This window comes from Ciceribacter azotifigens, assembly GCF_048159625.1.
Taxonomy (GTDB): Bacteria; Pseudomonadota; Alphaproteobacteria; order Rhizobiales; family Rhizobiaceae; genus Allorhizobium; species Allorhizobium azotifigens.
This window is the reverse complement of sequence record NZ_JBLQTA010000017.1, coordinates 44,367-58,095: the sequence shown is the minus strand read 5'-3', so window position 1 is coordinate 58,095 and position 13,729 is coordinate 44,367. Positions and strand designations below refer to the sequence as shown.

General features: G+C 63.8%; 6 protein-coding genes and 1 pseudogene. All 7 read left to right on the top strand.

Translation table 11 applies throughout. The annotated features are described in order from the left end of the window. The first annotated feature begins 69 nt into the window (after nucleotides 1–69). The 7 genes and pseudogenes from ACM6UT_RS19595 (at nucleotide 70) to ACM6UT_RS19565 (ending at nucleotide 13,664) form a co-directional block, all read left to right on the top strand. Nucleotides 70–2,139 carry an O-linked N-acetylglucosamine transferase, SPINDLY family protein gene (locus tag ACM6UT_RS19595; protein WP_416799029.1) on the top strand — a complete coding sequence of 690 codons (2,070 nt, stop codon included), beginning with the start codon at nucleotides 70–72 and terminating at the stop codon, nucleotides 2,137–2,139. Further along, complete coding sequence (locus ACM6UT_RS19590; protein WP_416799028.1) at nucleotides 2,136–3,386, top strand: UDP-galactopyranose/dTDP-fucopyranose mutase family protein; 1,251 nt, start codon at nucleotides 2,136–2,138, stop codon at nucleotides 3,384–3,386. Before ACM6UT_RS19595 ends, ACM6UT_RS19590 begins: the two co-directional genes overlap by 4 nt. A gap of 292 nt (nucleotides 3,387–3,678) precedes the next feature. Beyond that, the gene (locus ACM6UT_RS19585; RefSeq protein WP_416799027.1) at nucleotides 3,679–9,942 is read left to right on the top strand and encodes a beta strand repeat-containing protein; all 6,264 of its coding nucleotides are present in this window, start codon (nucleotides 3,679–3,681) and stop codon (nucleotides 9,940–9,942) included. 135 nt (nucleotides 9,943–10,077) lie between these two features. After that, nucleotides 10,078–10,359 (top strand): hypothetical protein, encoded by a 282-nt coding sequence (locus ACM6UT_RS19580; RefSeq protein ID WP_416799068.1) that lies wholly within the window; start codon nucleotides 10,078–10,080, stop codon nucleotides 10,357–10,359. A 256-nt stretch (nucleotides 10,360–10,615) separates the two neighbouring features. Continuing rightward, nucleotides 10,616–11,022, top strand: a pseudogene (locus ACM6UT_RS19575) (MaoC/PaaZ C-terminal domain-containing protein); the annotation flags it as partial. Between the two features lie 685 nt (nucleotides 11,023–11,707). Continuing rightward, nucleotides 11,708–12,673, top strand: coding sequence for a Gfo/Idh/MocA family protein (locus ACM6UT_RS19570; protein WP_416799026.1), 966 nt, complete (start codon nucleotides 11,708–11,710; stop codon nucleotides 12,671–12,673). Between the two features lies 1 nt (nucleotide 12,674). Next, entirely contained in the window at nucleotides 12,675–13,664 is a 990-nt protein-coding gene (locus ACM6UT_RS19565) for a Gfo/Idh/MocA family protein (protein WP_416799025.1), read from the top strand. Nucleotides 13,665–13,729 lie beyond the last annotated feature (65 nt).

Below are 13,729 nucleotides of genomic sequence, written 5' to 3'. Positions count from 1 at the left end.
GGAAAATTAAGCCGGGGAAATCCGCAGCCGACGCTTGCAACGCCATCGGCCAGATCATCAATTCGACGGATGACCAACGACGACACATCCGCGCGGACGTCCGCTCCGCGATTTGCCGGAATCTCGGTTGCTGCCGGCATTCACGGTCTGCCCCTGGCGGACCTGCTCATGCTCGCGGAAGGTCGGAGTGCCGCCGGGAAAGGCGCAGATGCGGCCGAGATCTACAAGGTCTGGATTGCGTTCAACGAAGGTCATCCCTTTCTTCATCTCGTCTATTTCAACTATTCGGTGACGCTGCGCCAGCTTGGCGATATCGCGGGATCGATCCACGCCTTGCGCGCCTGCCTGAAACTCGACCCGCAGTTCGGGCCGGCCCACATCAATCTCGGTCGCGCCTTCGAGGATGGCGGTGCCGCCACGCAGGCCATCGGGCAGTGGCGAAGTTTCGTGGAGATGACGGCCGACAGTACGGCCGACCGGCTCGCACATCGCCTCATGGCGCTTCAGCATATCGGCCGGGTGATGGAAAATGCAGGCCTGCTGGACGAGGCGGAAACCGCCCTGTGGCAGGCCATCGAATTGCGCCCCGACAAGACGGAGGCAGGCCAGCACTGGAGTGCGCTCAGGCAGCGCCAGTGCAAGTGGCCGGTGCTCGTATCGTCTGACCATGTCTCCACGCGACAGCTGCTCGACGCGATGTCGCCCTTGACGCTTGCCTGCTATTCGGACGATCCGCTGTTCCAGCTCGCCAAGGCCTATCGTTACAACAAGTCCTTTGTCGGGCGTCCCGACGTCAGCGGGTTTGCGCGCGGTAATCCCAGGCGGAAGTCGGGAACCGGCGAGCGGCTTCGAGTGGGCTATGTCTCGTCGGACCTGCGTGATCACGCCGTCGGTTTTGCGCTTCGCGAGGTGCTGGAACTGCACGACAAGGAAAGCGTTGAGGTCTATGCCTACTATTGCGGCGAGCCGGCCGGCGACGATGCAACGCAGGCAAGAATGAAGGCGGCGGTCGACTGCTGGCGCGACATCGCGGCAGTGAGCGACGTGGAGGCTGCGCGGCAGATTGCTGCAGACGAGATCGACATCCTCGTCGATGTCAACGGTTACACCAGAGGCGCCAGAACCAGGATCTTCGCCTACCGGCCCGCACCGGTTATCGTCAACTTCTGCGGTTACCCGGGCTCGATGGGCAGCCCCTTCCATCAATACATGATTACCGACGATCACATCGTCCCGCCGGAAAACGAGATCTACTATTCGGAAAAGGTGCTGCGAATTGCCTGCAGCCAACCGCTGGACCGCAAGCGCGTCATTGCTGAAAAACCAGGTCGCGCGGGAGTGGGGCTTCCGGAAGAGGCTTTTGTCTTCGCCTGCTTCAATGGCATGCAGAAGGTGACTGAAGGCACCTTCGCGCAGTGGATGAAGATTCTTGCCGCGACGCCCGGCAGCGTGCTCTGGCTCCTGAGTGGCGGTGACGGCACCGACCAGCGTCTGCGCAAGGCGGCCGAGAGCGCCGGCGTGACGCCGGAAAGGCTGATCTTTGCGCCGAAGGCAGCGAATGCCAAGCATCTCGCGCGCATTGCTGCCGCCGATCTCTTCCTCGACACCTTCCCCTATGGCGCCCACTCGACGGCGGCTGACGCGCTGACCGTCGGACTGCCGGTGCTTACCGTCCCCGGCAAGAGTTTTGCCGCCCGCTTCTGCCACAGCATCGTCGCCGCAGCGGGTATTGCGGACACCATTTGCGCGGATCCGGACCATTACGTCGAAACGGCAATCGCCCTTGCGAAAGACCGGGACAGGCTCGCCGGCATCAGGCAGGCTCTGGCGGCGGCGAGGGAAGCCAGCGTGCTGCGCGATATTCCGGCCCTCGCCCGGCGGCTCGAGGAGCTCTTCTGGCAGATGCAGGGGGAATGCGAGCGCGGCGAGACGCCCGTGCCGGACCTGCGCAATCTCGACGTCTACTATGAGATCGGGACGGAACTCGTACAGGAGAACACGGCGTTTTCACAGGACGCCGCCTACCGTCGGCGCTACCTCGAAAAGCTGGCCGAATGGCACGATTTCTCGCCTCTCCAGCACGACGGCCGGCTGTGGACGGAAGCGACCGCGCACAGACATGCGCGAGGGCAGGCATGAGCGGCAAGAGCCGGTTTACGCCGCGCGTTGAAAGGATCGCTGTCGTCGGCGCGGGTCTCTCCGGAGCGGTCATCGCGCGCGAGCTGGCAGAAGCCGGGCATGAAGTCGACGTCTTCGACATACGCACCCACGTCGCCGGCAATTGTCATACCGAGCGCGATCGGGAAACCGGTGTCATGGTCCACGTTTATGGACCGCACATCTTTCACACGGATGACCGCGAGGTCTGGGATTACGTCAACCGTTTCCAGACGTTCATGCCGTACAGGAACCGGGTCAAGACGACGGTGAAGGGTGAGGTCTATTCCCTTCCGATCAACCTTCATACGATCAATCAGTTCTTCGGCAAGGCGTTCAGGCCGGAGGAGGCGCGAGCCTTCATCGCCGATCTCGCCGACCGGAGCATATCGAACCCGCAGACCTTCGAGGAACAGGCACTGCGTTTCGTCGGCCGCGAACTCTACGAAGCCTTCCTTAAGGGCTACACACAGAAGCAATGGGGGTGCTCGCCGGCCCAGCTGCCGTCCTCCATTTTGAAGCGGCTCCCGCTGCGGTTCAATTACGACGACAACTACTTCTTCCACAAACACCAGGGCATGCCGCAACACGGTTATACCGACATGGTCAGCAGGATCCTCGATCACGCGAATGTCGCGGTCCACCTTGAGACGCGCTTCCTTCGCGGCCGGCAGGGCGACTTCGATCACGTGTTCTATTCCGGTCCTCTGGACGGCTATTTCGATTACGAATTCGGCCGCCTCGGTTATCGCACACTGGATTTCGAACGCTTCACCTATGACGGTGATTATCAGGGCTGCGCCGTGATGAACTACGCCGACGTGTCGGTGCCCTATACGCGGGTGACCGAACACAAGCATTTCTCGCCGTGGGAAGACCGTACCGGGTCGGTCTGCTATCGCGAGTTTTCGCGTGCCTGTGGCGTGGATGACGTTCCCTACTATCCGATCCGGCTGGTGGAGGACACAGAGCAACTCGCCCGATACGCTGCGCGTGCGGTTGAGGAGCATTCCGTGACCTTCGTCGGCCGACTCGGGACCTATCGCTATCTCGATATGGACGTCACCGTGCGCGAGGCGCTGGATACCGCGCGGCGCTACCTTTCCGCCCGCGCCGGAGGGGAGCGAATGCCGGCGTTCCTGCATCCGCCGGTCCGGCCACACGACGTTCCTTCGGAACAGGTGGACCTTTTGCCTTTGCGGACCGAAGGCTTGCGGGCATCGCTGTGATCGCCCGGGCGCGAGCTCTGCAGGGAGGGCTCGCCCGGCGAGATATTCACCGGGAAATCGTCGACCGCGGCCACAACCAACAGGTTCGGGCAAGCCGGGTGAACCAATAAGGTTTCTTGCTGGGCGGTGGATCCGGGTGAACGACTGCAATCTGGGCGCGTGACCGGGCGGGTGGCAAGCGCCGCGGGAGCTGGTGCCCGGGACTCTCTCGAGGGCGATTGCACACGTTCCCCGACGCTGCTGTCAAAGTGAATTGTTTCAGACGCCGGGCAATATCAGGGGGCCTTCACGCATGACCTCGACAATACCTTCGCTGAGCACGAGCCAGATCAGGTCTCTCTCGACGGCCGAGGTCAAGGCCTGGACCACCGAAGACGTGGGATTGCTGTCGACGCAGCAGATCAGCGTGCTGTCCGCTGCACAGGTCGCCGCCCTGGACGCGGAGGACGTCGACGTCCTCAATGCGCGGCAGTTGAACGCCATTTCCGTCGGTGCGATCGTCGGCCTGACGCTGGAGCAGCTGGCTGTCCTGGATCAGCTCGACATCAAGAGCCTGAGTACCGGCCAGGTGGCCGCCCTCACCGGTGCGCAGATCGGCGCGCTCACCACCGTGCAGGCGGAAGCCTTGACGTCGTCTCAAGTCGGCGCCCTCGGCGCATCACAGCTTTCAACGCTGAGTGCCGAGGACCTTGCGACGTTTTCGCTTGCCGATATCACGGCGATCACGAGCAGGGCGATCTCCGGCCTGACGACGGATGTCCTTGCGTCGCTCTCAACCGACCAGATTGCCGCCCTGAACACGGGTGCCGTGGCGGGTCTGACGACCGCGCAGCTTGCCAGCCTCTCGACTGCCCAGGCCGAGGCGTTATCCGTTGTACAGGTGAGGGCACTCAGCGCGGCGCAGCTCTCAGCCCTCGGGGCACAGCGGGTCGCGACGTTCTCGACGGCCGAGATTGCCGCAATCACCAACAAGACAGTTGGGGGACTGACGGCCGGCATCCTCGCGGCGCTGTCAACCGGTCAGATAGCCGCCCTGAGCACGAGCGCTGTCGGGGGGCTGATGACGGGCCAGGTCGCCGCTTTGTCGCCTGAACAGGCGGCGGCGCTCACCGTCACGCAAGTCAGAGCATTGCTCGCAAGGCAAGTCTCGGCCCTGACCACACAAGCCGTCGCGGCGCTGTCCGCCGACCAGATTGCCGCGTTGAACACGAGTTCGGTGTCCGGCCTGACGGCTCTGCAGCTCGGCACCTTGTCGACGGCGCAGGCCGAGGCACTGTCCGTCGCACAGGTGAGAGCATTGAGCGCGGCGCAGCTTACGGCGCTCGGAGCCCAGGGACTTGCGACGTTCTCGACCGCCGACATAGCCGCGATCACCAACAAGGCGGTCGGCGGCCTGACGACAGGAATTCTCTCGGCGCTTTCCACCGACCAGATTGCGGCCCTGAGCATGAGCGCGATCGGAGGTCTGACGACCAATCAGATCGCCGCCTTGTCGCCCGATCAGGCCGGGGCGCTCTCGACCACGCAGATCAGAGCCTTGCTGTCGAGACAGGTCTCGGCCCTGACCACACAAGCCGTCGCGGCACTCTCCACCGACCAGATTGCTGCATTTGCCACGAATGCGATCGGGGGCCTGACGAGCGCTCAGATTGGCGCCCTCTCGACAGCGCAGGCCGAGGCGCTGAACATGACCCAGGTTAGGGCACTCAGCGGGGCGCAGCTCACCGCCCTCGGGGCGCAGGGGCTCGCGACATTCTCGACGGCCGAGATTGCTGCGATCACCAGCAATGCGATCAGTGGCCTGACGACCGGCGTGCTCGCGGCACTGTCCACCGATCAGATCGCGGCCTTGAGCACGGGTGCGATCGGTGGTCTGACGACCGCCCAGATCGACGCGCTGAGCGCCACCCAGATCGCGGGGCTGAACGCCCGGCAGGTCGCGGTCCTGAGCCCGGCGCAGCTTGCGACCCTCGGAGCGGACGACATAGCGACGTTTTCGACCGCCGAGATCGCGGCGATCACCGGCAAGGCGATCGGAAGCATGACGACAGCAGCTCTCTCGGCGCTTTCCGCCGAGCAGATCGCAGCCTTGAGTACGAGTGCGATCGGGGGTCTGACCGCGGCTCAGTTCGACGCCCTGAGCCAGAGCCAGATTGCCGCGCTGGGAACGAAGCAGGTGGCGGCACTGAATTCGACCCAGATTGCGGGCCTCGAGCCCGAAAACCTCGCGGCATTTTCGTCAGCTCAGATCGCCGCCTTGAATGCCGGCGCCATTGGCGCCTTGAGCAGCCTTCAACTGGAAGCCCTGTCGACCGGACAGGTGGCCGCCTTGACCCCTGCACAGGTTCGCGCCCTCAGTTCCTCCCAGCTTGCAGCTCTGACCGCGGAGGACCTGGCGACCTTTTCGACCGACGACATTGCAGCGATCGGCTCGGCCGCCATAGCCGGCCTGTCTACGAGCGTCATCGCCGCGCTCTCGACCGACCAGATCGCCGCATTGAGCGCCAGGTCCGTGAGGGGCCTGACCGCCAACCAGATCGACGCGCTCAGTACTGCGCAGGTCGAGGCGCTGTCTTCCGTCCAGGTCGCGGTCCTGACGTCGGCGCAGCTCGCAGCCCTGGCGGCGGACGGCATCGCGACATTTACCACCGCCGAGATCGCCGCGCTCAGCGCGAGTGCCATATCCGGTCTTTCCACAGACGCCGTGGCAGCGCTCACCACGGGTCAGATCGCCGCCTTGGGCAGCGGCGCGCTTGCGGGGTTGACGACGGCTCAGGTCGCGGCCTTGGCCACCGACCAGATCGCCGCCCTGGGTACGGACCAGCTTGCGGCGCTGAATGCAGCCCAGGCGGGTGCGTTGGGGACCGACGACATCGCGGCTCTCTCGACAGACCAGCTAGCGGCCCTTGGCACGGCCGGCATCCGGGGACTAACCGCAGGCCAGATCGCCGCGCTCAGCAGCGCGCAGATCGCCTCCCTGAGCACCAGACAGGTCGCCGTCTTGAGCGCGGCCCAGGTGGCTGCGCTGGGCACCGACGGCATCGCGGCCCTTTCGACCGACCATATCGCCGCTCTGAGCGCGGCCGGCATTTCGGGCCTGTCGACGAGACAGGTCAATGCGCTCGGCAACAGCCAGATCGAGGCCTTGACGCCTGCCCAGGTCGCCGCCCTGACTTCCGCGCAGCTCGCCGTCCTTGATGCGGATGACATCGCGACGTTTTCGAGCAGCGATATCGCAGCCCTCTCCCGGGATGCGATCTCCGGTCTTGCAACATCCGCTGTCGCTTCTCTCTCGGCCGCGCAAATCGCGGCTTTGAGCGTGAGCGGCGTATCGGGCCTTACGACCAGCCAGATCACCGCCCTGAGTTCGGCGCAAATCGGCACCTTGAACACCAGGCAGGTCGCAGCGCTGACTTCCGATCAGGTCGCCGCTCTGGGAACGGCGAACATGGCGGTGCTGTCGGCCACCCAGATCGCCGCTCTGGGCACGGCCGGCATATCCGGTCTGTCCACCGGCCAGATCGCGGCGATGAGCATCGACCGCATCGGGGCTCTCACCCCCGCGCAGGTCGCGGCCCTGAGCTCTGCTCAACTCGCCGCCCTCGATGCGGACGACATTGCCGCCTTCTCCACCAAAGACATGGCCGCCATCGGGTCGAGCGCAATACCGGGCCTCTCAACGGCCGTCGTGGCCGCCCTCTCGACAGCGCAGATAGCCGCCTTGAGCACGGCCGGAATTTCGGGCCTGTCGACGGCCCAGATGATAGCGCTCGGCAGCGGCCAGCTGGAGGCGCTGACCCCTGTCCAGGTTCTCGCCCTCAGCGCTGCACAGCTCGCCGTCCTCGATGCGAACGACATCGCCGCGTTCTCGACCAGGGACATCGCGACGATCGCTCCGGATGCCATAGCGGGCCTGTCTGCGAGCATGATTGCGGCCCTTTCGACGAGCCAGATCGCGGCGCTGAGCACCGCTAGCATTTCGAGCCTCTCCGCCGCGCAAATCGCCGGACTGACGACGAGCCAGATTGAAGCCCTCACCACCGAACAGATCGCTGCGCTGAACTCGAGGCAGGTCGCTGCTCTGGGGACTGGCGGCGTTGGGAGCCTCTCGACCGACCAGATTGCCGCCCTAAAGCCGGGCAGTGTTGCAGGCCTCTCCACAAGCCAGATCGCCGCTCTCAGCCTTGCCCAGGCGGAGGCTCTGAGCCCGTCTCAGGTTGCAGCATTGAGTTCGGTGCAGATCGCGGCCCTCAGCATCGATGATCTCGGGGTATTTTCGACAGCCGACATTGCTGCGATCACAGCGAGCGCAATCGCAGGTCTGTCGACAAGCACGCTCGCTGCGCTCTCCATGGGCCAGATCGCGGCGCTCGGCACCGCCGGCATAGCGGGTCTTTCCACCGCCCAGATCGCCGGACTGGGTACGGACCAGATCAAGGCGCTGACGACCACCCAGATTGCCGCGCTGAGTTCGAGGCAGCTGGCCGCTCTCGGCACGGGCGGTATAGCGGCATTGTCGACGGCCCAGGTCGCCGCCCTGAATGCAAACGGTGTCGGTGGCCTCACCACGGATCAGATGGCCGCCCTGAGCCCCGGTCAGGTCGAGGCTCTCTCCCCCACCCAGATCGCCGCCTTCAGCTCGGTGCAGCTTGCCGCGTTCGATGCGAACGACATTGCCGCATTCTCCACAAAGGATATCGCCGCCATCGGCTCGAGCGCGATATCGGGCCTCTCCACGAGCGTGATCGCGGCACTTTCGACGGCGCAGGTCGCCGCGCTCAGCGCCGCCGGCGTTTCGGGCCTGTCCTCCGCGCAGGTCGCCGGGTTGACCAGAGACCAGATCGAAGCCCTGACGACCGTCCAGGTCGCCGCCTTGAACTCGAAGCAGGTCGCCGCTCTCGGCGTGGACGGCATAACTGCCTTTTCGACCGCCCAGATCGCCGCGCTCGCCGCAAGCGGTGTCGCGGGATTGTCGAGCAGCCAGATAGCGGCCCTCGGCAACGAGCAGGTAACGGCACTCGGTCCTGTCCAGATCGCTGCGATGAGCGCGGCGCAGATCGCAGCCCTCAGTCCGGATGGTCTTGCGAGATTCTCGACTGCGGATATTGCCGCAATCAGTTCGAGAGCCATGTCCGGTCTGTCCACGAGCATGATCGCAGCGCTCTCCACGAGCCAGATTGCGGCCCTCAGCGCTGCCGGGGTCCCGGGCCTCTCCACCGATCAGATCGCCGCCCTTAACATCGACCAGATCGAAGCGCTGGGGTCCGCCCAGATCGCCGCGTTGAGTTCGGCACAGATTGCCGTTCTGAGCACGGAGGAACTGGAGGTGTTCTCGACCGCGGATATAGCCGCGATCGGTGCCAGCGCGATCGCGGGGCTGTCCACTGGTACGATCGCCGCGCTTTCGACGAGCCAGATCGCGGCACTCGGTACGGCCGGCATATCGGGCCTGACGACCGCCCAGGTCGCAGCCCTCGGCCTCGGGCAGATCGAAGCGTTGCGCCCGGCCCAGGTTGCCGCAATGACGTCGACGCAGGTTGCCGCTCTCGGCGCAGATGGGATCGCGGCATTCTCGACGGCGCAGATTGCGGCCCTGAGCACAATCGGCGTTTCCGGCCTGACCGGCGCCCAGCTCGGGGTGTTCAATGTCGAGCAGCTCGAGACGCTCTCCACCAGTCAGATCGCCGCCTTGACTGCGGAAGGGGTCGCGGGTCTGACTCCGGAATCTCTGGGAATCCTTTCCAACGGGCAACTCGCCGCGATCAACTCTTCCGCCATCAAGGGTCTGTCCACGGAATTCATCGCCGCTCTTTCCGCAGACGAAATCGCCGCCCTCGGCACCTCCGCCGTCGCCGGGCTGAGCAGCGCGCAGGTTGGCGCCCTCAGTGCCGAACAGATCGACAGGCTCTCGACGGCGCAGATTGCCTCCCTCAGCGCAGACGGACTGGCCGGGCTGACCATCGAAGACCTTGCGACCTTCTCGACCGCGGAACTCGCCGCGATCAGCACGTCCGCCATCAAGGGCCTGTCAACGGGCGTCGTCGCCGCTCTGTCCACCTCCCAGATCCAGACACTGACAGCAAGCCAGATTGGCGCGCTGAACTACAATCAGGTGGCTGCGATGAGTGCCGGACAGGTCGCAGCATTGTCGACCGCGCAGATCGGCGCGTTGAACGCCGTACAAGCCGCAGCCCTCGGGGCCGACGACATTGCGGGTCTCTCGACTGCCCAGATTGCCGCCCTGAGCACGGGCGCGGTTCCGGGCCTGACGACCGGGGTCATCGCCGCGCTGACGACCGCACAGGCGGAAGCCCTTTCGCCCAGCCAGGTCAATGCACTGACGGCCGCGCAGGTGAATGCCCTGACTTCGGAGGGATTGGCGACCTTCTCGACCGCCGACGTTGAGTCGTTCAGTTCATCCGGAATCGCGGGCTTGTCCACGGAAGACATTACGAACCTTTCCAGGGAACAGCTGGACGCCTTGATGGGCTCACAAATGGGGGCGCTGAACCCGGATCAGATCGCTGCTGTCATTTCCGCCTATCTGACGGCATAGGTTGCGTCGGGACCGTGGAGCCGAGTCCGCGCTGTTCTAGTCCCTTCATGGATTCGATCCCGGCGTCATTTCTCCATAACGGGGTTGCTCCCTGCCATGTCGGCGAACCCTACCTGACCATGGCAGCGGCGCCCGATGGGCGTAGCGATCGAGACTCTTGAATTCCTGCTCGATCTCGACGGGACCGGCGTCATGGTCTTCGATGGCGGGGCTATCCTCGAGGTAGTGGCGCTCATTCGTATGCGAAAATCACGGCAGTCGGCGCGGGATGATCTCGCTGGCGATCTTAGACGTCTCCTTGATCTTGCTCATCACGACGGTCGAGTCCGTCTTGCCGATGAAGCCCAGCCGGATCATGCCTTTCTGGGGAAATCGAAATGGCTTCTCATATCGGCGGCCACGACCTTCAGCGCGTAGTCGTATGACCCGGTTCCCAAATAGCATTCGAGCGCCTGGGGTGAATTTCGCACGAAATCCGCAAAGGCCGCCGTCGTTTCCGGGGTATGTCGGTCAAGGCTGACATTAACCAGGATGATCTCGCGCAGACCCAGCGTTTCTTCATCGACCGTGAGGGAAATCGCTGATCACTTCGGCATCTTCCATCGCACAAAATGCGACGCTAGACCGACCACGGCGAACTGTAGACCCGTCTGGCGATCTGCTGGCTCGAGAGGCGGGCGTCGTTCTGCAGGACGTCGAGGCATCCGGTCCGGTTTCCACCGTGATGCCCTATGGCGACATCGAGGAAGCGTTTGCACTCGCTCACAAGGGCAAGGGCTCGCTTGTAGCTTCCGAGTTCACCAATGATCCCAAAGTCGCCGAGGAGCTCGGCGGCATGTGGGGCGTCAAGCGCTACATGCAGCGCACGTGACGGCCACGCGGGCGGTGACGCTCGACGACATTGAGCACTTTGCCCGCTTCGCCGGAGACAACTGCTACGCCCACATCGACGAGGCAGCGGCCAGGGCGAACCCCTTCTTCGACGTGCGCGTGGCGCACGGCTACCTCATCGTTTCGTTCGCGGCCGGCATTTTCGTTGATGCGGATCCGGGTCCAGTTCTTGCAAATTACGGTGTCGACAGAAGCCTGATGATCCTGAAGTCGGGGATGTCGACCGGCTTGGGCGATGCCACGACCCGGCGCCATTTGTCGCCATCGGCGGCGATAGTCCATCCCGCCGCCTTGGCCCGCGCATCCGATTCGCTCCGCTCATAGACCGGCCCGACGAACTTGCTCGGCTTTTTGAAGGCGGGATCGCGCCCATCCACCACCACCTGGGTCGGGAGCGTTGCGACGGAGCTTTATCAAGTATTGAGATTAGGCAGCTCCGGTTCGGGGTTTCGCCCGCTTGGATATTTGATGGGCGGGTCTTCCTTGTGAAATCCCGGGGCTCCGCGCCGTGGTTATTGGAGGTCGGCGTTGTGATCCAGCTTGGCTGCGGTGCGTCCATAGATGTGAGCGCGATACGAGGCATGCTGCTATTCAAGGAAACGTTGGACTTCGTCCAGGAAGGCCCGGCGATGCCACAAGGCTGCCGCTGGGCTCCTGGTCAGGGCCGGCACGACCGTGCTGTGCTGGGCGGTAATCGGAGACCGGTCGATGTGCTCCGACGCCGCTTTGGGCGCCCAACAGGTGCCCACGCAAGCAGATAACCCGATGCAGGGTGTGGACGTGGCACGGATTCTTCGCTTGCAAGCTGCTGAGAGGCATGAAATAGTAACTGTTAACTTATAGGATATCCTTTAATCGTATATGTGGAGCAGGGATGAGAATCGCCTTCTTAGGTGTGAGCCACTGGCATTCGTATATGCATGCCAATGCTGCATTGACGACAGGAGCAGTGATCGGAGCAGCGTGGGACCCCGAGCCCGAGGCGGTGCAGACGTTCGCCGCCAAGTTCAGCTGTTTGCCCGCTGCTAGCCTCCGGGAGGCGCTGGCGGCCGCAGACTTCGCCGTGGTTATGGGGCGGCCTTTCGAGATTGCTGAACGCGGCCTCGCGGTCATAGACGCAGGCGTGCCAATGCTGATCGAAAAGCCGATCGGCACCTCTGCCGCCGGGGTCAAGCCACTGATCGCCGCGGCTGGACGAAACAAGGCCTTTGTCGCGATGGCACTGCCGCATGGGCTCGGAATGATGGCCGCGATACGCAGCCTTGATGGGGCCGCGCGACTCGGAGCGATTTCGCATTCGTATTTCCGCCTCATCAATGGCCCGCCGCAACGTTATGTGAACGATGGAGTTTCCTGGGTACTCGATCGCGAAGTCGGTGGGGGAGGGGCGCTGCGCAACCTAGGTATCCACGGCATTAGCGCGTTCCTCACTCTTGCCGGTGACCAGCCGGTCGCGGTAACCAGCGCATCGCTCGGCCGTCCGCTTCACGGCACAGAAGTTGAGGATTATGCGGTCGTCGTGTTGCGCGCCGCAGACGGCATGATCGGCTTGATCGAGGCCGGCTACACTTTCGCCTCCATGACGCGCGGCATCTTCGAGTGGCGCGTTTCCGCAAGAAACGCGACGTTAAGCGATCTCGGTGATCGGCTGACACTCACGACGCTCGACGACGAGGATGAGCGCGACCTGCCAGTAACGCCGCCAGCCCGACGCTACGATGACGTCATGGCTGATGCACTGCGGCGTCTTCAGGATGGCCGTCCACCGGCCGTATCGCTGGCTGATCACCAACGCGCAATGGAAATCATCGATCGCTGTTATGCGCTCAGAGGAGTCTAGGATGCTCAATATTGGCATTATCGGTGCCGGCCACTTCGGCGCCGCACATGCAAAGGCGCTGCAGTCCGTCACCAACGCCGAACTCGTCGCCGCCTGTCGCAATGACCCCGAGGGCCTCAAGACCTTCACCGATCAGTTTGGCGGCAAGGGTTACCTCGACTATCACGATCTGCTCGCCGATCCCGGCGTTGAGGCGGTCGTCGTGGCACTCCCGCACCACCTGCACACCGATGTGGCGATAGCCTGCGCCGAGGCGGGAAAGCACATCATGATAGAAAAGCCCTTGGCACCGACAGTCGCCGAGTGTCGCCGGGTACTCGCGGCCGCCGAAAAGGCGGGTGTGATGCTCATGCCCGGACATACGATGCGCTTCTCGTTACCCTTCATCGCCGCGAAGCGGATCATTGACACGGGCGAACTGGGTCGCATGCGCTATGGCTCGAGCCGCATGATCAAGCTGTGGATGGAGGGAAATCGTCGCGACTGGCACCTCGATCCGGCGACCGGTGGCGGTATGCTGTTCACCGCCGGTATCCATGCGCTCGACCGCCTGCTCGCCTTCGCCGGTCGCCGCGCCACACATGTTAGTGCCGTAACCGCTGCGACATTCCATCGGCAAAAGGCCGATGATGCGGCCCTGTTGCTCCTTCGCTTCGGTGACGAGGCCGCAGGCCAAGTCGCCAGCATTGGCTATGCTGACGGGGCCTTCATTTCCGGCGATGAGCTGATCTTCGACAAGGGTGCGCTGACCGTCGACTTCTTCAGCGGTGTCACACTCGGCCGCAATATGAAGTGGCAGCCGGTCGAGCAGTCGATCGAGCAGGATGTTGCCGGCCGCGGTCTCGTGCGCCAGTGGCAGGCCTTCGCCGATGCGATCGTCAAGGGCACCACCCCGGCGGTCACGGGTGCGGATGGCATGCATGTGGTCGCCTGTATCGAAGCGGCTTTCAAGGCTGCGCGCGAACGGCGCGAGGTCGCCATCGAGGTCTAACTTCAAGAATGTTTGGCTTCAGCCAATGCGGTCCGAATTCACGGGATCGACGCGGACTGGCTTGG

Coding starts and splice junctions, on each gene's coding strand:
- ACM6UT_RS19590 (WP_416799028.1), top strand. CDS start 2,136: ATGAGCGGCAAGAGCCGGTTTACGCCGCGCGTTGAAAGGATCGCTGTC.
- ACM6UT_RS19565 (WP_416799025.1), top strand. CDS start 12,675: ATGCTCAATATTGGCATTATCGGTGCCGGCCACTTCGGCGCCGCACAT.
- ACM6UT_RS19580 (WP_416799068.1), top strand. CDS start 10,078: ATGGGCGTAGCGATCGAGACTCTTGAATTCCTGCTCGATCTCGACGGG.
- ACM6UT_RS19595 (WP_416799029.1), top strand. CDS start 70: ATGACCAACGACGACACATCCGCGCGGACGTCCGCTCCGCGATTTGCC.
- ACM6UT_RS19570 (WP_416799026.1), top strand. CDS start 11,708: ATGAGAATCGCCTTCTTAGGTGTGAGCCACTGGCATTCGTATATGCAT.
- ACM6UT_RS19585 (WP_416799027.1), top strand. CDS start 3,679: ATGACCTCGACAATACCTTCGCTGAGCACGAGCCAGATCAGGTCTCTC.